The 19,947-nt window shown below is 63.0% G+C and carries 18 protein-coding genes; 10 read left to right on the forward strand and 8 right to left on the reverse strand.

Features of this window, described 5'->3' with window-relative positions:
• Positions 1–46: 46 nt before the first annotated feature.
• Positions 47–661: a nucleotide exchange factor GrpE gene (gene grpE / locus ACX93L_RS08515; protein WP_459404460.1), complete on the forward strand. Its 615-nt coding sequence runs from the start codon at positions 47–49 to the stop codon at positions 659–661.
• A gap of 80 nt (positions 662–741) precedes the next feature.
• On the opposite strand, the gene ptsN is transcribed toward grpE, so the two are convergent.
• The 6 genes from ptsN to lptC form a co-directional block, all read right to left on the reverse strand.
• On the reverse strand, positions 742–1,206 hold the full coding sequence (gene ptsN / locus ACX93L_RS08520; RefSeq protein ID WP_169591489.1) for a PTS IIA-like nitrogen regulatory protein PtsN: 465 nt from the start codon (positions 1,204–1,206) through the stop codon (positions 742–744).
• A gap of 70 nt (positions 1,207–1,276) precedes the next feature.
• Positions 1,277–1,861: a ribosome hibernation-promoting factor, HPF/YfiA family gene (gene hpf, locus ACX93L_RS08525; protein ID WP_459404461.1), complete on the reverse strand. Its 585-nt coding sequence runs from the start codon at positions 1,859–1,861 to the stop codon at positions 1,277–1,279.
• 231 nt (positions 1,862–2,092) lie between these two features.
• Positions 2,093–3,661, reverse strand: coding sequence for an RNA polymerase factor sigma-54 (gene rpoN / locus ACX93L_RS08530; protein WP_459404462.1), 1,569 nt, complete (start codon positions 3,659–3,661; stop codon positions 2,093–2,095).
• A 152-nt stretch (positions 3,662–3,813) separates the two neighbouring features.
• Entirely contained in the window at positions 3,814–4,602 is a 789-nt protein-coding gene (lptB, locus tag ACX93L_RS08535; RefSeq protein WP_459405351.1) for an LPS export ABC transporter ATP-binding protein, read from the reverse strand.
• Positions 4,603–4,639: 37 nt separating this feature from the next.
• Positions 4,640–5,200, reverse strand: a complete 561-nt coding sequence (locus ACX93L_RS08540) for an LptA/OstA family protein (RefSeq protein WP_459404463.1) — start codon at positions 5,198–5,200, stop codon at positions 4,640–4,642.
• A 14-nt stretch (positions 5,201–5,214) separates the two neighbouring features.
• Positions 5,215–5,880, reverse strand: a complete 666-nt coding sequence (gene lptC, locus ACX93L_RS08545) for an LPS export ABC transporter periplasmic protein LptC (protein ID WP_459404464.1) — start codon at positions 5,878–5,880, stop codon at positions 5,215–5,217.
• 328 nt (positions 5,881–6,208) lie between these two features.
• On the opposite strand from lptC, the gene ACX93L_RS08550 reads away from it, so the two are divergent.
• From ACX93L_RS08550 to olsB, 6 genes are all read left to right on the forward strand, one after another.
• Positions 6,209–6,529, forward strand: a complete 321-nt coding sequence (locus ACX93L_RS08550) for an integration host factor subunit beta (protein WP_315853078.1) — start codon at positions 6,209–6,211, stop codon at positions 6,527–6,529.
• 106 nt (positions 6,530–6,635) lie between these two features.
• On the forward strand, positions 6,636–6,980 hold the full coding sequence (locus tag ACX93L_RS08555; protein ID WP_459404465.1) for a DUF1049 domain-containing protein: 345 nt from the start codon (positions 6,636–6,638) through the stop codon (positions 6,978–6,980).
• 132 nt (positions 6,981–7,112) lie between these two features.
• On the forward strand, positions 7,113–8,240 hold the full coding sequence (locus ACX93L_RS08560) for a class I SAM-dependent methyltransferase (RefSeq protein WP_459404466.1): 1,128 nt from the start codon (positions 7,113–7,115) through the stop codon (positions 8,238–8,240).
• Positions 8,237–9,097, forward strand: a complete 861-nt coding sequence (locus tag ACX93L_RS08565; RefSeq protein ID WP_459404467.1) for a TrmH family RNA methyltransferase — start codon at positions 8,237–8,239, stop codon at positions 9,095–9,097. The genes ACX93L_RS08560 and ACX93L_RS08565 overlap by 4 nt, the downstream gene beginning before the upstream one ends.
• Complete coding sequence (gene lspA, locus ACX93L_RS08570) at positions 9,094–9,585, forward strand: signal peptidase II (RefSeq protein WP_459404468.1); 492 nt, start codon at positions 9,094–9,096, stop codon at positions 9,583–9,585. The genes ACX93L_RS08565 and lspA overlap by 4 nt, the downstream gene beginning before the upstream one ends.
• A gap of 141 nt (positions 9,586–9,726) precedes the next feature.
• The gene (gene olsB / locus ACX93L_RS08575; RefSeq protein ID WP_459404469.1) at positions 9,727–10,605 is read left to right on the forward strand and encodes a l-ornithine N(alpha)-acyltransferase; all 879 of its coding nucleotides are present in this window, start codon (positions 9,727–9,729) and stop codon (positions 10,603–10,605) included.
• A 59-nt stretch (positions 10,606–10,664) separates the two neighbouring features.
• On the opposite strand, the gene ACX93L_RS08580 is transcribed toward olsB, so the two are convergent.
• Positions 10,665–10,835 (reverse strand): hypothetical protein, encoded by a 171-nt coding sequence (locus ACX93L_RS08580; protein WP_459404470.1) that lies wholly within the window; start codon positions 10,833–10,835, stop codon positions 10,665–10,667.
• 113 nt (positions 10,836–10,948) lie between these two features.
• On the opposite strand from ACX93L_RS08580, the gene ACX93L_RS08585 reads away from it, so the two are divergent.
• Entirely contained in the window at positions 10,949–11,893 is a 945-nt protein-coding gene (locus tag ACX93L_RS08585; RefSeq protein ID WP_459404471.1) for a LysR substrate-binding domain-containing protein, read from the forward strand.
• On the opposite strand, the gene ACX93L_RS08590 is transcribed toward ACX93L_RS08585, so the two are convergent.
• Complete coding sequence (locus ACX93L_RS08590; protein WP_459404472.1) at positions 11,890–14,172, reverse strand: NADP-dependent malic enzyme; 2,283 nt, start codon at positions 14,170–14,172, stop codon at positions 11,890–11,892. The two genes, ACX93L_RS08585 and ACX93L_RS08590, sit on opposite strands and share 4 nt — an antisense overlap.
• A gap of 113 nt (positions 14,173–14,285) precedes the next feature.
• On the opposite strand from ACX93L_RS08590, the gene mutS reads away from it, so the two are divergent.
• Together mutS and ACX93L_RS08600 are read left to right on the forward strand one after the other, a co-directional pair.
• A complete protein-coding gene (gene mutS / locus ACX93L_RS08595; RefSeq protein WP_459404473.1) occupies positions 14,286–17,021 on the forward strand; it encodes a DNA mismatch repair protein MutS in 2,736 nt (911 codons plus the stop codon).
• A gap of 97 nt (positions 17,022–17,118) precedes the next feature.
• Positions 17,119–19,947, forward strand: coding sequence for a [protein-PII] uridylyltransferase (locus ACX93L_RS08600; protein ID WP_459404474.1), 2,829 nt, complete (start codon positions 17,119–17,121; stop codon positions 19,945–19,947).

The raw sequence follows: 19,947 nt of genomic DNA on the forward strand, positions 1-19,947 counted from the left end.
CCTGATATCGGGCACGAATTCGATAAATCGTCACTCGGAGGACGTCATGACCGACGAAGCAAACAACACCGGACCTGACGCAGCAGCGGAAACCATGGCCGATGCGGCTCAGGAAGCTGAAAACGCCGGCGCCGAAGCCGCAGTCGATCCGATCGAGGCGCTGAAGGCCGAGAATGCCGAATTGCGCGATCGCTTCCTGCGTCTCGCTGCGGAGATGGACAACCTGCGCCGCCGCACGGAACGCGAACTGAAGGACGCCAAGACCTATGCCGTCACCGGCTTCGCCCGTGACATGCTCGGTGTTTCCGACAATCTGCGTCGTGCGCTGGAAACCCTGCCGGAGGAGCTGCGCGCGGCCGCCGATGCCGGAATTTCCGCCCTTGTCGAAGGCGTGGAGATGACCGAACGCGGTATGCTGTCGACGCTCGAGCGTCACGGCGTGCGCAAGATCGACGCGGAAGGCCAGAAGTTCGATCCGAACTTCCACCAGGCGATGTTCGAGGTTCCGAACCCGAACGTGCCGAACAACACGGTGGTCCAGGTGGTCCAGGCCGGTTACGCCATCGGCGACCGCGTCCTTCGCCCGGCCATGGTCGGCGTCGCCAAGGGCGGCCCCAAGGGGGAGGCCAATGGCGAGGCTCAAAGCGAGAAAAACGCCTGATCCTCAAACCCTAACTTCGAAAACGAAAAAAGCGCCGTGATCGGCGCTTTTCTTATATCTGGTCTGGGCGCTTTCCGCTCTCAGGCGGCGTTGGAAGCCTGTTCCTCGTTGAGGAAGGCATAGATGGCGGAGGCCGAATCCGTTGCCCTGAGCTTCGCCACCAGTTCCTGGTCGCGCAGCACGCGGGCAATGCGCGAAAGCGCCTTCAGGTGGTCGGCGCCGGCGCCTTCGGGCGCGAGCAGCAGGAAGACCAGGTCGACCGGCTGGTCGTCGAGGGCCTCGAAGTCGACCGGCGTTTCGAGCCGGGCGAAGATGCCCGTGATGGCGTGGATGCGATTGAGCTTGCCGTGCGGGATCGCGATGCCGTTGCCGACACCGGTCGAGCCGAGCCGCTCGCGCTGCAGGATGACGTCGAAGATTTCCCGTTCGGGAATCCCGGTGAGCTTGGAGGCCTTGACCGCCAGCTCTTGGAGTAATTGTTTCTTGGAATTTACCCGAAGGGCGGGAACGACCGCGTCTTGTTGCAGCAAATCTGCCAAGGCCATTTCATAATCCTTCATGCCGCCGAGAAGTGTGAAGCAGATGGCGGCGGACCGCCACCTGCCTTGGGGCGTCTCAGCCCTTGAGGTTGGCGGAATCGATCCATCCGATATTGCCGTCGTTACGACGGTAGACGATGTTGAGCTCTGCCTTGCCCGGGCTGCGGAACAAAAGGACCGGCTCGTCGGTCATGTCGAGCGCCATGACCGCATTGGCCACCGACATGGTCCGGAGCTGCTTGGTGCTCTCGGCAACGATGGTCGGTGCGTAGTCTTCGGGAAGCTCCTCATGCTCTTCGGATGCCGTATCCATGACAGTGTAGGCAATCTCGATCGGAGTGCCGTTCTGGCCTGCGGGATGATGATCCTTGAGCTTCCGCTTGTATCGGCGAAGGCGCTTTTCGATCCGGTCCGCAGCCATGTCGAAGGCAATCTGCGGGTCGTTGGCGGAGCCGGTAGCCTGCAGATTGGCGCCAGCGTCCAGATGGACGAGGCAGTCCGCCACAAACTGGGCTGCGGCGGCTGCCGACTTCGTTACGGTGATTTGGCCCGAATACCCGCCGTCGAAGTACTTCGTAACCGCCTCATCGATCCGCTCACCGATCCGTTGCCGGAAGGATTCGCCGATTTCCATATGTTTGCCGGATACACGCACACTCATGGAGTTTCCCTTCTTATCATTGGTTTGCGCAAACCAGTTTACGCCAAGCCCTGTCCGCATCCAAGCTTTTCAAGCGTTAATGTCGGTCCGTTTCCTGCGTGCCCGGCGTATCTTGGGGATAAGGTGGAACGAATGTGAACCTGTATCGATCGCGGCGGGCTTCTAGACCTGCCACCTGCAAAAGTCAACGACTTCTTAACTTATGCCTTGTGCTGCAGGCCTTCCCGCAGCCTAGACGGCAGTCGCCTTGGCCTGTGCCCGCTTCTCGCGACGACGCTGGACGGATGACGGGATGTTCATCGCCTCCCGGTACTTTGCGACCGTTCGCCGCGCCAGATCGACGCCCCCCGACTTCAAGGTGTGGACGATGTCGTCATCCGATAGGACGGCGTCCGGGCTCTCCTGGGCAATCATTGTGCGGATACGATGACGCACGGCTTCGGCCGAGTGGTTGTCGCCCCCTTCGGCAGAGCCGATCGAGACGCTGAAGAAGTATTTGAGTTCGAAAAGGCCGCGTGGCGTCAGCATGTATTTGTTCGATGTCACCCGGCTGACGGTCGACTCGTGCATCTTGATGGCGTCCGCGACGGTCTTCAGGTTGAGTGGCCGGAGGTGATCGACGCCGTGCTGCAGGAAGCCGTCCTGCTGGCGAACGATCTCCATCGCCACCTTGACGATCGTCTTGGCCCGCTGGTCGAGGCTACGGGTCAGCCAGTTGGCGTTCTGCAGGCATTCCGAGAGGAAGGTCTGGTCGGCGTTGGAGGTCTTGCCGCCCTTGCCTACCGCGGTGACATAGCTCTGGTTGACCAGCACCCGGGGCAGGGCGTCGGGATTGAGCTCGACGCGCCAGCCGCCGTCCGGCGCCGTGCGCACGACGATGTCGGGAATGACCGATTCGAGAATGCTGGTCTCGAAGCCGCTGCCTGGCTTCGGGTTGAGCTTGCGGATCTCCGCGAGCATGTCGATGAGATCTTCCTCGTCGACGCCGCAAAGCCGCTTCAGCGTATTGAAGTCCCGCTTGGCGAGCAGTTCCAGATTGTCGACCAGCGCCTGCATCGCCGGATCAAGGCGGTTGCGCTGGCGCAGCTGTATTGACAGGCATTCGCTCAAAGAACGGGCAAAGATACCCGGAGGGTCGAGGGACTGGAGCGTATCGAGCACGGCACCGACACGGGCAACGTCCTCACCGAGCCGGGTGGCGATTTCCTCGATGTCGCCGCGCATGTAGCCGGCCTCGTCGAGATTGTCGGTCAGGACCGCGGCGATCACGCGATCGCCCGGCCGGGCGATCGCAAAAGGTATCTGCTGGTTCAGATAATCCCGAAGGCTGACCTGGCCGGCGACGAAATCATCGAGGTCGTAGCCCTCGCCGTTTTCCGAGCCGCTGCCCGGCATGGACTTCCATTGCCCGAGTAGCTCCGGCGCATCGGCGCGCGTTGCGCTGCCTTCATCGGCAAATGCAGTATCGAAATTGGCGTCGAGGCGGTCATTCAGCCCGTTCTCATGCCCGGACTCGTACCAGTCGCTGTCGAGCGAGCTGTCGGTGCCCGAAGTGTCGTCTGCCGTGGAATTGTCGGACGGGGAGGCGGAAGCGGCGTCGGCGCCACCGTTCTGCACCTCGCCGATGCCATCGCCGTCGTCGGATGCCATTTCGAGCAGCGGGTTCTTTTCGACTTCCTGCGAGATGAAATGGATCAGTTCGAGATGGGTCATCTGCAGCAACTGGATGGACTGCATCAGTTGCGGTGTCATGACCAGTGACTGGTTCTGGCGCAGGAATAGGTTGGCCGACAAAGCCATGGCGGACGCGAAACTCCCCTATATTCCCCCGAAATCTCCTACGAATGATCGCGGGACACCTCGTTGAACTCCACTTGGCCCAAAAATTGCTTTTTTGAGAGGTTTGGTCAAGCCGAACCATGGGCTGACGGCGAATTTCTTCTGTCGCGCCGTCAGAGGCTGAACTTGTCGCCCAGATAAAGCCGGCGCACATCGGCATTGTTGACGATGTCGTTCGCCCGTCCATGCGTCAGCACCTCGCCGGCATGGATGATGTAGGCACGGTCGATCAGGCCGAGCGTTTCGCGCACATTGTGGTCGGTGATCAGGACTCCGATGCCGCGAGCCGTCAGGTGGCGGACGAGGTTCTGGATATCAGAGACCGAGATCGGATCGACGCCCGCGAACGGTTCATCGAGCAGCATGAAGGTGGGATCGGTCGCGAGCGCGCGGGCGATTTCGAGGCGCCGGCGTTCGCCGCCGGACAGGGCCACGGCCGGCGACTTGCGCAGTCTCTCGATATGAAACTCGTGCAGCAGTTCGTCCAGTTTGGCTTCGCGCTTCTTGCGGTCGCTCTGGTGCACTTCGAGGACGGCGCGGATGTTCTCCTCGACGGTCAGGCCGCGAAAGATCGACGCTTCCTGGGGAAGATAGCCGACGCCGAGACGGGCGCGGCGATACATCGGCATGGCCGTCACTTCATTGCCGTTGATCGCGATCGTCCCGGCATCCACGGGAACGAGGCCGGTGATCATGTAGAAACACGTCGTCTTGCCCGCGCCGTTCGGGCCGAGCAGGCCGACGGCCTCGCCGCGGCGCACGACCAGCGAAACGCCGTTCACCACGCGCCTCGTGTTGTAGCTCTTGGTCAGGCCGTGGGCGATCAGCGTGCCTTCGTAGCGCGTCTTGTCGAGACGCTGCTCTTCGGGCTTCGACTGCCGTGCCCGGTCGGCGCCGAGCAGGTCTGATACGACGGGAATCTTCACGTTGCGGCCGGTGCTATTGTTTCTTCTGGGACTTGGGATCGAGCTGGATCTGCACGCGCCCACCGCAGCTGTCGAGCTTGGCCTCGCCGGAATCCATGCGGACCGTCAGCTTGCAGCCGACGAACACATTCTGCCCTTCGGACAGCACGACACGGTCGCCCTCAAGCACGAAGATCTGCGTGTCGAGGTTGAATGTGCCCTTGTCGGCGGTTGCCTGCTGCGTGCCGGAGGAAAGGAAGACCTTCTCGGTGACGTCGATCTTCTCGATGTCGGCATTGCCGTTCGTGACCGTCGTGCCTTCGCCGCGGTAGTGGACGACCATCTTGCCGGACTGCAGCGTGGTCGTTCCCTGCACGACTTTCACATTGCCGGAAAACAGGGCGGTCTTGTCCTGTTCGCGAATTTCGAGCGAGTCGCTCTCAATCTGGATCGGCTTGTCGTTCGACAGCTTCAGATTGTCCATGTTGCTCTTGGTCGACTGGGCAAGGGCAGCCGGTGCGAAGGCGGCAGCGGCGAGGCCGGTGGCGAGCAAAAGGCCTGCCAGCAGTTTCGGTGTGCGACATTTGAAATTCATGACTGGCCCGGCTCTCAGTTGTCCGTTTTGCGAATTGCGGACGGCTCGACGTTTACCCGAACCGCACCCTGAAAAGTAATGATGCGTCCCTTATCCGTTATCTTGAGCGACTGCGCAACAATGGACGCCTCGTTCGCCTTGATGGCGACGGGCTTGTCGGTGGCCATGCTCCCGCCCTTGATGTCGAGATTGGCCGACTGGAAGCTGGCGTCGATGCCGGTCGAGAGTTTGATGGTGAAGGGTTTGTCCATGTTGAGCAGGTCGGCCGAGCGGTCGAAAATGCCGCTCAGCGCCTGGACCTTGGCAATGGTCTTGTCGTTCAGCGGCACCGCAGCGGTGATCGTCTCGAGCGCGATGATGTTCGGGTTCTTGATGTCCTGCAGTGCGCGTTCGGCGCGCATCGAATAGCTGATGCCGTCTTCGTTTCGGCCGGCGATCGCCGGCTTTTCCATCACCACCTTGCCGTTCTCGATCTTGGCCGAGGCGATCTTCAGGTTCTCCGGCAGGTAGGCCCGCACCACGGAGACGCCGATGAAGGCGAGCGAAACAATGAAGGCACCGATCGGCAGCAGGATCTTGAGGCGCTTGACCCGCTGGGAGTGATTGACGGCTAGGCGATAGGCGTCGCCAGCCGGCAGGCGGCCGGCAGTCGTCGCACTTTCATTGACAGGGTTCGACATGCGTGAGGCCTGTTCGGGTTCGCCCGCCCGGAAACGCTTTGGGTGGATTTCGAGCGTCATTTCGCATTATTGCATCCGCTTGCCAATATGAAAACTGCGCGCGCGAATTCAAGGGATGGCCGGCCGGCGGCTTTCGAGAGGGAGCCGCGGAGACGAATTGCCGTCACGGCTTGAGTGCCAGTTGTCGCAACGCGACCTCGACGGTTGATTATCGCGGCGCATTGTGGTGTTTTACGGGCGGTCGCTCGGGCCGTACGGACCCGTTAAGTTGTTCCTTGACGGTCCTTTTTCGGTTTGGCACCTTTGGGCCGTTCAGGGTTTCATTCAAATATTTCAGGGGGCGCGCGTGATCAAGTCGGAACTGGTGCAGATTGTCGCGGCGCGTAATCCGCACCTCTACCATCGCGACGTCGAAAATATCGTCAACGCCGTTCTGGATGAGATCACCGACGCCCTTGCGGCCGGCAATCGCGTCGAGTTGCGTGGTTTCGGGGCATTCTCGGTCAAGAATCGCCCGTCGCGCTCTGGTCGTAATCCGCGGACCGGCGAGACGGTGTTCGTCGAGGAGAAATGGGTGCCCTTCTTCAAGACCGGTAAGGAGCTGCGCGAGCGTCTCAATCCGGGAATGGCCGACGAAGGCGATGATTGAGCCCCGGTCCGGCGCTTGAAAGGCGGCGGAACGTGCTTAATTGGAATGGTAGCCTGACGCGGGTGGACAGACACAGCGGCAAGGCCACGTGAGGAGTGAGTTCGCTATGGTCAAGAAAATTATCGCCCTGGTCGTCTTCGTGCCCCTGGCGATCGTTCTGATCGTGCTCTCGGTCGCCAATCGTCAGGCCGTGACCCTGGCTCTCAATCCCTTCAGGCCCGATGATGCCGTCCTGTCGCTGACGGCACCCTTCTTCGTCTTCCTTTTCCTTGCCGTGATCGTCGGATTGCTGCTGGGCTCGGCGGTGACCTGGCTCGCGCAGGGCAAATATCGCAAGAAGGCCCGCGCGGAATCCCGTGCAGCGGTGCGCTGGCAGGCCGAGGCCGATCGCCACAAGACCCGAGCCGAGGAAATTGCCGGCCGTGGCCTGCCGCAGATTCCGGCGAAGTAACCGGGCCGCAGGGTCCGCTCACCTCAAAATTCGAAAGCGCTTTCCCGCCCCGCTTCGGGATGCTATGGCGTTTCGCTCTCATTTCAGGACGGAAAAGCGGGATCTAGCGTGAAGAACAAGGAACGCCGGCCGATGCAGAAGGCATCCGCCGGAAAAGCCGGAAAGTCCGGTGGGCCGAAGGGCGGTGCACGGAATGCGGAAAAGGCCGGGTCCTTCAAGCCGCGCAATGACCGTCATGGCGATGCCGCACCCCGTTCGGTGAGGGCTGCCGAAGCCGCGAGCCCCGCGGACGCCAAGGGCGATGCTGCCGCAGAACCCGCGCGCACGCTTACGATCCGCAGCGGCGAGCGTCCGGCCGAGCGCGTTCCGTTGATCCTCGAGTCCCATGGGGCCGGCGATTTTCATCTGATCGACAGCGGCGAAGGGTTGAAGCTCGAGCAATACGGTCCCTACCGCATCGTGCGCCCCGAGGCCCAGGCGCTCTGGCCGCGCGCACTTCCGGCGCATGTCTGGGAACGGGCGGACGCGATCTTCACCGGCGACACGGACGAGGACGGCATGGGCCGTTGGCGGTTCCCGCGCGAGGCTCTTGGCGAGACCTGGCCGCTGTCGCTGCTCGGCATTGATTTCCATGGCCGCTTCACCGCTTTTCGCCATGTCGGCGTGTTCCCCGAACAGATCGCCCACTGGAGCTGGATGAAGGAGCGGATCGAGACCGCGAACCGACCGCTGAAGGTGCTGAACCTTTTCGGCTACACCGGTGTCGCCTCGCTTGTCGCGGCTGCAGCCGGCGCCGAGGTCACCCATGTCGACGCGTCCAAGAAGGCCATCGGCTGGGCTCGCGAGAACCAGGCGCTGAGCCGTCTCGACAGGGCGCCAATCCGCTGGATCTGCGATGACGCCATGAAGTTCGTCCAGCGCGAGGAGCGTCGCGGCCACCGCTACGACATCATCCTGACCGACCCTCCGAAATTTGGGCGTGGCCCGAACGGCGAGGTCTGGCAGCTCTTCGACCATCTCCCGCTAATGCTCGACATCTGCCGCGAACTTCTGGCGCCGAAGGCGCTCGGCCTTGTGCTGACGGCCTATTCGATCCGGGCGAGCTTCTACTCGATCCACGAGCTCATGCGCGAAACGATGCGCGGCAAGGGCGGCACGGTCGAATCTGGTGAACTGGTGATCCGTGAGGCAGGCCTGGACGGAAAGACGCCGGGGCGTGCACTCTCCACCTCCCTTTTTAGCCGCTGGGTGCCGAAATGACCGACGACTATAGACACGAAGGCGCCCGCCGCGTCGGGCAGGTCAAGGAAATCACCAGCCTTGCCAACCCGATCATCAAGGACATCAAGGCGCTGACGCTGAAGAAGGCGCGTGACGAAACGAAGAGCTTCATGGCAGAGGGCCTGAAGCTGGTGATCGATGCGCTCGACCTTGGTTGGACAATCCGAACGCTGGTCTATTCCAAGGCGGCCAAGGGCAAGCCTATGGTCGAGAAGGTCGCGGCCCGGACGATCGCGTCCGGCGGCCTTGTGCTCGAAGTCAGCGAAAAGGTGATGTCGTCGATCACCCGGCGCGAAAACCCGCAGATGGTGGCGGGCATCTTCGAGCAGCGCTGGACGACATTGAAGGAAGTTCGCCCGTCCGGGACGGAGACCTGGGTGGCACTCGACCGCGTGCGCGACCCGGGTAATCTCGGAACCATCATCCGCACCGCCGACGCCGCTGGCGCCTCGGGCGTCATTCTCGTCGGCGACTGCACCGATCCGTTTTCGCTGGAGACGGTGCGGGCGACCATGGGATCGCTCTTCGCCGTGCCGCTGGTCAAGACGACGCCGGCCGACTTCCTGCGCTGGAAGAAGGATTGCGGAGCCCGCCTCGTCGCAACGCATCTGGCAGGCGCCGTCGACTACCGGACCATCGATTATCGCAGCAAGCCGGTCGTGCTGATGATGGGCAACGAGCAGTCCGGTCTTCCCGATGACCTTGCCGCAGCAGCCGACTCTCTGGCCCGCATTCCGCAGACCGGCAGGGCGGACTCGCTCAATCTCGCCGTGGCGACGGGCGTCATGCTGTTCGAGGTGCGCCGCCATCTCCTCGTGCTTGACAAGCCGCAATGAACGACATGCTCGCGCCCTTCAGTCGGCCGCTTCCCGCGGCAATCTTCATTCTGGTCGCGCTCATGCTCGATCAGGTCATCAAGCTGGCGGTCGAGGTCTATCTGCCGATGCACGAGCTCGTGCCGGTGATGCCGATGTTGGCCCTTTACCGCACCCACAATCTCGGTGTGGCCTTCTCAATGCTGTCGGATGCCGACGGATGGTTCATCGTCGCCCTTCGGGTTGCGATCGTCGCCTTCGTTCTCTGGCTGTGGCGCCGGACAGGCGAGGGGCACCATATCGCCCATCTCGGCTTCGCGATGATCATCGCCGGTGCGCTCGGCAACATCATCGACCGGTTCGTCTATGGCCACGTCGTCGACTACATCTTGTTCTATACCCGCACCTGGTCTTTTGCCGTGTTCAATCTTGCCGACAGCTTCATTACCGTTGGAGCGGGCCTTATTCTTTTGGACGAGATACTGGCGCATCGCCGGTCGAAGGCATAAAATGTCGCAAACCAAGCGTCAGACGGCGCCGGCGGCACAGATTGGATGGAGGTTCTTCTTCGTGGAGATGTCGTCGGTCTGTCACTTTGTTGTCGCAACGACGTGTTTAAAGGCCTTGAAACGCAATTCGGACGAGTCGCTATGAGCATTGAACTTTTGGATCGTGGGTCCCTGGTTGATGGTGGTGCGACGTCCGCTACGGAGACTGTCGGCTCGACCGAGGGGCTTCTGGGGCGCATCGGCAACCTGGAGACTCGGCTTGCCCGCAACGATCGTGAAATCGATGCCGCACAGGCCGTCCGCTATCGTGTGTTCGTCGAGGAGATGAACGCGCAGATCGCCCCGGATGCCGCGCGCCGCAAGCGCGACGTCGATGCCTGGGACGCGGTTTGCGACCACCTGCTCGTCGTTGACCGCTCGATCGAGGGCGACGCGGAAGACCAGATCGTCGGTACCTATCGACTGCTGCGCCATGAAGTGGCTCGCGCGCATGGCGGCTTCTATTCCGCGTCCGAATTCGCCGTCAACGAACTGATGGCCCGCCATCCGGGCAAGCGTTTCATGGAACTCGGCCGCTCCTGCGTGCTGCCGGAATACCGGACCAAGCGCACCGTTGAACTCCTGTGGCAGGGATGCTGGGCCTATGCGCTGATGCATCGCGCCGACGCGATGTTCGGTTGCGGTTCCTTCCCGGGCATTCGTCCGGAGGAGCACGCGCTGGCGCTTTCCTTCCTTCACCACAACGCGGTCGCACGCGGGGAGTGGGCAGTGAAGGCGTTGCCGGAACTCTATCGCGAAATGGACCTGATGCCTGTCGAGGCGGTCAATCCCCGCAAGGCGCTATCGGCCATGCCGCCCCTGATCAAGGGCTATCTGCGGCTCGGCGCCATGGTCGGGGAAGGCGCCGTCGTCGATCATGCCTTCAACACCACGGATGTTTTGATCGTGCTGCCGATTTCCAGCATTTCAGATCGCTACCGCAACTATTACGGCGCCGACGCCGGCCGTTTCGCCAGCTGACGACCTTTCGCCCGCTGGATCCCTCTGGGAAATAGCCGCGGGCGAATCCTCTTCATCAATCATTCCGGCGGGATCGCACGAGGATCGAACGGCAGGTCTGCCCTGCGGCGCTCGTCCATGGCTGCAATCTGCGGATGGCCGAGCGGGTCGCGGATCCCCTCCGCACAGAATTCCAATCTCTGTTCCGGACTGCGGAAGCGGTTGAGGAAATTCAAGAATATCTTGAGCATGCTTTGGCCTCCTATTCCTGGTGGGTGCTGAAAATTTCGTTATTTCAGTGGTATAGTCCCAGAGGCAGGCTCCATCCATTGATGTATTCCGCAGAGGTGTGTAGATTTTCTGCATGCGCAACCTGAATGTGATTACCCTGAATGGCTTGCGGGCGGTGGAGGCGGTCGCCCGCCTAGGCTCGTTGCAGGCCGCCGCAGATGAACTCGGCGTTACCATCGGCGCCGTCAGCCAGCAGGTCATCAAGTGCGAGACACAGCTGGGGCGAACCCTTTTCGCAAGGGAGCCACGCGGTCTCGTGGTGCTGCCGGGCGGGCGCGATTTCGTTGCGCGCCTGACAGAAGCGTTCGGCGGGATTTCCCGCGCAGTGGAAGTAGTGCGCCACGAGCGCGATGACGTCCTGACGATCTCGGTCGCACCCGTCTTTGCCGCGCGATGGCTCGTGTTCAGGCTGGGCCGCTTTGCCGAGCGTCATCCGGATATCCGAATCCGGCTCGACGCCACCGACCGTCTCGCCGATCCCAATGTCGGCGATGTCGATCTCTGTATTCGGGTTGGAAGGGGACGCTGGCCGGGCGTGCGGGCCGACCTTCTTTTGCAGCAGCGCGTCTTTCCCGTCTGTGCGCCGGCGCTTGCTGCCGGTCTTGCTTCGCCCGCGGATCTTCTGGACATGCCGTGGGTCGTGGATGCACGCGCTCTGTTTTCACGCGATGTGTGGCTTGAACGTGCGGGATTGCCCGTCGGCCGGGTGACGGGGCGGCATGTGTTCAACGAGGCGTCGCTCTGCCTTGATGCGGTGATCGCAGGCCAGGGCGTCATGCTGGCATGGCAGACGCTTGCCTCCCATGCGATCCAGAGCGGACAGCTTGTCGTGCCTTTCGGGCCTTTCGCCGCAACCGGCGACGGGCACTATCTTGTCACAGCCGAAAACGCTCCCCACGATCCGAAGGTCGAGGTCTTCGGGGCATGGCTGCGCGAGGCACTGGCCGCGGACATGGAGGCACTCGAAGGTTTCGTCCGGTCGACGGGCATCGATCCGGACGAAAACGCAAGAGCTTAAAGCGCGTTGTAGGCGGCAATGGCCGCCATGTTGACGATGTCGGTGTCCTTTGCCCCGATCTGGGCAATCTGCACAGACTTCTCGAGGCCGACCAGAAGCGGTCCGATCACGGTCGAGCCGCCGAGTTCCTGGAGCATCTTGGTCGAGATCGACGCCGAGTGGATGGCGGGCATGACAAGCACGTTTGCCGTGCCCGACAGGCGGCAGAACGGATACTGTTCCATGCGGTGGGCATTGAGGGCCACGTCGGCACCCATCTCCCCGTCATATTCGAAGTCGACGCGGCGCTTGTCGAGGATCTTCACCGCTTCGCGCAGACGCTCGGAGCGTTCGCCCGTGGGGTGGCCGAACGTAGAGTAGGCGAGAAGCGCAACCCGCGGCTCGTAGCCGAGGCGATGGGCAAGGCCCGCGGCCTCTTCGGCGATGTCGGCAAGCTCTTCCGCCGTCGGCATGTCGTGGACCGCCGTGTCGGCGACCAGCACGGTGCGACCGCGGGTCAGTGCAAGAGACACGCCGATCACCCGGTGGCCGGGCTGAGGGTCGATGCACCGGCGGACATCCTCGAGTGCGGTCGAGTAGTTTCGGGTGGTGCCGGTCACCATCGCGTCCGCGTCGCCCAGCGCCACCATGCAGGCGGCGAAGTGGTTGCGATCCGTGTTGACGAGGCGCTGGCAGTCGCGCAGCAGGTAGCCTTTGCGCTGCAGGCGCGAATAGAGATATTCGGTATAGGCCTCGACGCGGTTCGAGACGCGGGCGTTGACGACCTCGATGCCGGGACGGTCGAGATCGATGCCGGCGCGTTCGGCCGTCTCCTTCAGCGGCGCATCGCGGCCGAGCAGGATGGCGGTGCCGAGGCCCTGGTTGACGAAGGAAATCGCCGCCCGCATTACCTGTTCCTCCTCGCCCTCGGCGAAAACCACGCGCTTCGGGTTCTGGCGCACCCGCTCGTAGAGGCGCTGCGTGGTCGCGGCGATCGGGTCGCGGCGGGCCGAAAGCTCGCGGGCGTAGGCGTCGAGATCGTCGATCGCCTTGCGCGCGACGCCCGTCTCCATGGCCGCCTTGGCGACCGCGACCGGAATGGCGGAGATCAGCCGCGGGTCGAAGGGAACCGGAATGATGTACTGGGCGCCGAAGCGCGGACGATTGCCCTGGTAGGCGGCAGCGACGTCGTCCGGCACATCCTCGCGGGCGAGGCTCGCCAGCGCCCGGACGGCGGCGATCTTCATCGCGTCGTTGATCTGCGAGGCGCGGACATCGAGCGCGCCGCGGAAGATGTAGGGAAAGCCGAGCACGTTGTTGACCTGGTTCGGATAGTCCGACCGGCCGGTTGCCATGATGGCGTCGTCGCGGATCTCGGCGACCTCTTCCGGCGTGATTTCCGGATCGGGGTTCGCCATGGCGAAGATGATCGGATTGGGTGCCATCGAGCGGATCATGTCCGCGGAAAACGCCCCCTTCTGCGACAGGCCGAGCACCACGTCGGCGTCTGCCATGGCCTCCGTCAGCGTCCGCCTGTCGGTCTTGACCGCATGCGCCGACTTCCACTGGTTCATGCCCTCGGACCGGCCCTGGTAGATTACGCCCTTGGTGTCGCAGAGAATGATGTTGGCCGGATTGAAGCCCATCGCCTTGATCAGCTCGATGCAGGCGATCGCCGCCGCGCCCGCGCCGTTGCAGACGAGCTTCGTCGTCTTGAAGTCGCGCCCGGTGAGTTCGAGTGCGTTGATCAGGCCGGCGGCGGCGATGATCGCGGTGCCGTGCTGGTCGTCATGGAAGACCGGGATGTCCATGATCTCGCGCAGCCGCTGTTCGATGATGAAGCAGTCGGGAGCCTTGATGTCCTCGAGGTTGATGCCGCCGAAGGAGGGGCCGAGATAGCGCACGCAGTTGATGAATTCCTCGACATTCTCGGTGTCGACCTCAAGGTCGATCGAATCGACGTCGGCAAAGCGCTTGAAGAGAACGGACTTGCCCTCCATCACCGGCTTGGAGGCCAGCGCACCAAGATTGCCGAGGCCGAGGATCGCCGTGCCATTCGAGATGACGGCCACCATGTTGCCGCGCGTGGTGTAATCGTAGGCGGTTGCGGGATCCGCGGCGATCGCCTTCACGGGCACGGCGACGCCGGGCGAATAGGCGAGCGAAAGGTCGCGTTGTGTCGCCATCGCCTTCGTCGGCGTGATCTCCAGTTTGCCCGGACGACCCTGTGCGTGAAAATCGAGCGCTTCCTGTTCCGTGACGGACGTCTTGCTGCGTTCGTTGCGATCCCTGCTTGCCATGTTCCCTCGAAGCTTGTTGTGGGCAGCCTTCCCATGGCTGTCCTTGGTGGTTGTTTTTGCTTGGCCAAGGTCGTTAGTGTTGCACGACTTCTTTTTCAAGAAAACTTTAGACAGTGACGATCAACAGCACCCCCACGAACGAGGTCCTGAACGCCGCCGAGCTCGCCTCGGAGGAAAGTCGCGCTTCCGCGACCCCGATGATGGAACAGTATATCGAGATCAAGGCCAACAATCCGGGCAGCCTGCTGTTCTACCGGATGGGCGACTTCTACGAGCTGTTCTTCGAGGATGCGGTGGAGGCATCGCGTGCGCTGGGCATCACGCTCACCAAGCGCGGCCAGCATCTCGGTCTCGATATTCCCATGTGCGGCGTGCCGGTCCACGCGGCCGACGACTACCTGCAGAAGCTGATCTCGCTCGGCTTCCGAGTCGCTGTCTGCGAGCAGGTCGAGGATCCTGCAGAAGCCAAGAAGCGCGGCTCCAAGTCGGTGGTGAAGCGCGACGTCGTGCGCCTCGTCACCCCCGGCACGCTGACCGAGGAGAAGCTGCTCTCCCCATCCGAGTCCAACTATCTGATGGCGCTCTCCCGCATCCGCGGCGGTTCCACACCGCAGATGGCGCTCGCCTGGATCGACATCTCCACCGGCGTCTTCCGCCTGGCCGAGACGGACGAGACCCGGCTCCTCGCCGACATCCTGCGGATCGAGCCACGCGAACTCATCGTCGCCGACACGCTGTTCTTCGATCCGGAACTGAAGCCGGCCTTCGATGTGCTCGGCCGCGTCGTGGTGCCGCAGCCGGCCATCCTGTTTGACAGTGCGACCGCAGAGGGCCGCATCGCCCGCTATTTCGGCGTGGGAACGCTCGACGGCTTCGGCAGCTTTTCGCGCGCGGAGACGGCGGCAGCAGCCGCAGCAGTCGCCTATGTCGAAAAAACCCAGATCTCTGAGCGCCCGCCACTCGGGCTTCCCGAGCGGCAGAGCGCCGCCTCGACCCTCTTCATCGATCCGGCGACCCGCGCCAATCTCGAGCTTGTGAAGACGTTGTCGGGCGATCGCAACGGTTCGCTCCTGAAGGCGATCGACCGCACGGTGACGGGCGGAGGCGCCCGCCTTCTCGCCGAACGGCTGATGTCCCCGCTGACCGACCCGGACGCCATCGCGCTTAGGCAGGATGCGGTTGCCCTGATGCTTTCGGAGCCCTCGCTCGCCGACCGTCTGCGTGATGCGTTGAAGCGGGTACCGGACATGCCGCGCGCGCTCTCCCGCCTTGCCCTCGACCGTGGCGGGCCGCGCGATCTCGGTGCCATATTGCACGGCCTGTCGGCGGCGCACGAGGTCGGCCGTCTCCTGGCTTCGATCCCGCTCCCCGCAGAGCTTTCTGATGCCCTTTCCGACATCGCCACCCTGCCGCGCGAACTCGGGGAACTCCTGGCAACGATGCTGGCGGACGACCTGCCGCTCCTCAAGCGCGACGGCGGTTTCCTGCGCGAAGGTGCAGTACCGGAACTCGACGAAGTGCGCGCGCTTCGCGACCAGTCGCGCCGCGTGATTGCCGGATTGCAGCTACAATATGCCGAGGAGACCGGCATCAAGTCGCTCAAGATCAAGCACAACAACGTGCTCGGCTACTTCATCGAGGTGACGGCCGGCAATTCCGGCACGATGACCGAGGGCGAGGCGGCGAAGGCGCGCTTCATCCACCGCCAAACCATGGCGAGTGCGATGCGCTTCACGACGACCGAACTCGCCGACCTCGAAAGCCGCATCGCCAATGCCGCCGGCCAGGCACTGTCGATCGAACTGGAGGCCTTCGACCGCATGACCGCCGCCGTCGTCGGCGCTGCCGAGCCGATCAAGGCCGCCGCCCGGGCGCTGGCCGCGATCGACGTCGCGGCCGGTCTCGCCGCGCTCGCCGAGGAGCAGGGCTATTGCCGGCCGCTGGTCGACAACAGCCGGATGTTCTCGATCGTCGCCGGTCGCCATCCGGTGGTCGAGCAGGCGCTGCGCCGGCAGGCGGCGAGCCCCTTCATCGCCAACGACTGCAATCTTTCGCCCTCGGAGGGCGGCTCCGACGGCGCGATCTGGCTGCTGACTGGCCCCAACATGGGCGGTAAGTCGACCTTCCTGCGCCAGAACGCCCTGATTGCCATCATGGCTCAGATGGGTTCCTTCGTGCCGGCGGGCTCCGCCCATATCGGCGTCGTCGATCGGCTCTTCTCGCGCGTCGGGGCATCCGACGATTTGGCACGTGGCCGCTCGACCTTCATGGTCGAGATGGTCGAGACGGCGGCGATCCTAAACCAGGCCGGCGATCGTTCCCTCGTCATTCTGGATGAGATCGGCCGCGGAACGGCGACCTTCGACGGGCTGTCGATCGCTTGGGCGGCGGTGGAGCACCTGCACGAGGTCAACCGCTGCCGTTCACTGTTCGCCACCCATTTCCATGAACTGACCGTACTGTCGGAAAAGCTGGACCGCCTGTCCAATGTCACCATGCGGGTGAAGGAGTGGGACGGGGACGTGATCTTCCTCCATGAGGTCGGCCCGGGTGCCGCCGACCGCTCTTACGGTATCCAGGTGGCGCGCCTTGCGGGTCTCCCGGCCTCCGTCGTGTCGCGCGCCCGCGACGTGCTCTCGCATCTCGAAGACGCCGACCGCAAGAATCCCGCAAGCTCGCTGATCGACGACCTGCCGCTCTTCCAGGTCGCGGTGCGCCGCGAGGAGGCAAGGAAATCCGGTCCCTCGAAGGTCGAGGAGGCCCTGAAAAGCCTCGATCTCGACGACATGACGCCGCGTCAGGCGCTCGATGCGCTCTATGATCTGAGGAAACAACTTGGCAAGTCTTGACGGCTAATATCCCTGTCCAACGTGCCGTAAAGGCGCTATAGCGCCATCCGTCTCCGGTCCGGAAGCGGCCGGCCAGCCAGGAAAGCAAGCCGCAGTAATGGCCAAACTCGACATTGAATACGGTGAACTGCTCGACGTCGCCGCTCTGAAGGCTGAATGCGAGGCGGTCGCCCGCAACCACGCCGGCCACCTCCTCGATATTCGCGCCGGCGTTCTGCCGATCCTCAAGAAAGCCAGTGCCGACGGACGCGAAGTTGCCCGCACCCGGCTTTTTGCCGACGGAAGCGGCATGGACTGCGCACGCCGTATTTCCTGGATCCAGGACCAGTTAATTTCGGTGATCTTCGATCTGGTCGTGACCCACGTCTATCCGGACAATGCCGAGCAGATCGCCGTTGCGGCAGTCGGTGGCTATGGCCGCGGCACGCTGGCGCCGGGCTCGGACATCGACCTGCTGTTCCTGATGCCGCCGAAGATCAGCAGCAACATGCACAAGGCGGTAGAATTCATGCTCTACCTGCTGTGGGACATTGGCTTCAAGGTCGGCCATGCGACCCGGACCATCGACGAATCCATTCGCCTTTCGAAGAGCGACATGACGATCCGCACGGCAATCCTCGAAGCGCGCTTCGTCTGTGGCCGGGAAGAGCTTGTCACCGAACTGGACCGCCGCTTCGACCAGGAGGTAGCGAACGGCACTGCGCCGGAATTCATCGCCGCCAAGCTCGCCGAGCGCGACGAACGCCACCGCAAGGCAGGCGATAGCCGATATCTGGTCGAGCCCAATGTCAAGGAAGGCAAAGGCGGTCTGCGTGATCTGCAAACGCTGTTCTGGATCGCCAAGTACAAGTACCACATCCGCGATGCTGCCGATCTGGTGCGTCTCGGCGTCCTGTCGCGCCATGAATGGCATCTGTTCCAGAAGGCAGACGATTTCCTCTGGGCAGTTCGCTGCCACATGCACTATCTGACCGGCAAGCCCGAAGAGCGCCTCTATTTCGACATCCAGCCGGAGATCGCCCGCAGCCTCGGCTATCAGCCGCGGCCCGGCCTGTCGGCGGTCGAGCGCTTCATGAAGCACTACTTCCTCGTCGCCAAGGATGTCGGCGATCTGACGCGCATCTTCTGCGCGACGCTCGAGGAGCAGCAGGCGAAGGCCGCTCCCGGATTGACCGGCGTGCTCGGCCGCTTCGCCAACCGTCCGCGCAAGATCCCCGGAACGCCGGAATTCATCGAGGACCGCGGCCGCATCGCGATTGCCGATCCGGACATCTTCAAGCGTGATCCGGTCTCGATCATGCGCCTGTTCCATGTTGCGGACCTGAACGGTCTCGAATTCCATCCCGATGCGCTGAAGGCGGTGACGCGGTCGCTCTCGCTGATCGACAACGATTTCCGTGAAAGCGAGGAGGCGAACCGTCTGTTCCTCGCCATTCTCACCTCGCGCAAGGATCCGGGTTTCATGCTCCGGCGGATGAACGAGGCGGGCGTGCTCGGGCGTTTCATTCCCGAGTTCGGCAAGATCGTCTCGATGATGCAGTTTAACATGTATCATCACTATACCGTCGACGAGCATCTGATCCGCACCGTCGAGGTTTTGGCCGAGATCGAGAAGGGCAAGTCCGAGGAGATCCATCCGCTCTCCGCCAAGGTGATGCCGAGCATCGAGGATCGCCAGTCTCTCTATGTGGCCGTGCTGCTGCACGACGTCGCCAAGGGGCGTCAGGAGGACCATTCGATCGCCGGGGCCAAGGTGGCACGCAAGCTTTGCCCGCGGTTCGGGCTCAATGCCAAACAGACCGAGCTGGTCGCCTGGCTGATCGAACAGCATCTCCTGATGTCGATGGTCGCCCAGACGCGCGATCTTCACGACCGCAAGACGATCACCGACTTTGCTGATACCGTGCAGTCGCTCGAGCGCCTGAAGATGCTGCTGGTGCTGACGGTCTGCGATATCCGCGCCGTCGGTCCGGGTGTGTGGAACGGCTGGAAGGGCCAGCTGTTGCGCACGCTCTACTATGAAACGGAACTGCTGCTTTCCGGCGGCTTCTCGGAGGTCTCCCGCAAGGAGCGCGCCAAGCATGCGGCCGAGATGCTGACCAAGTCGCTCGGCGACTGGAGCCAGAAGGACCAGAAGACCTATACCAAGCTCCACTACGAGCCTTATCTGCTCTCCGTCGCGCTCGAGGATCAGGTTCGCCACGCCCATTTCATCCGGCAGGCAGACAAGGCGGGCCAGGCGCTGGCGACCATGGTCAGGACGCACTCCTTCCATGCCATCACGGAAATTACCGTTCTGTCGCCCGACCATCCGCGCCTGCTGTCGATCATTGCCGGCGCCTGCGCCGCAGCGGGCGCCAACATTGCCGACGCGCAGATCTTCACCACGTCGGATGGCCGCGCCCTCGACACGATCCTCGTCAACCGCGAATTCCCGATCGATGAAGACGAGATGCGCCGTGCCGCGACGATCGGCAAGATGATCGAGGACGTGCTGTCCGGCCGCAAGCGGCTGCCGGAGGTGATCGCGACCCGCAGCAAGGGCAAGAAGAAGAACAAGACCTTCCCCGTCCAGCCGCATGTGACGATCTCGAACGCGCTGTCCAACAAGTTCACCGTCATCGAGGTCGAGTGCCTCGACCGCATCGGTCTGCTCGCCGAGATCACTGCCGTGCTGTCGGACCTGTCGCTCGACATCCATTCAGCCCGCATCACCACCTTCGGCGAGAAGGTCATCGACACGTTCTACGTCACCGATCTGGTCGGCCAGAAGGTCACCAACGAAAACCGCCAGGCCAGCATCGCCGCGCAGTTGAAGGGCGTGATGGGCGAGCAGAGCGACGAACTGCGTGACCGGATGCCGTCGGGCATCATCGCGCCGCAGGTGCAGCGCGCTGTGCCGGTGCAGAGGAAGGCCAAGGTCTGA

It is taken from the genome of Rhizobium sp. CAU 1783 (assembly GCF_054551725.1).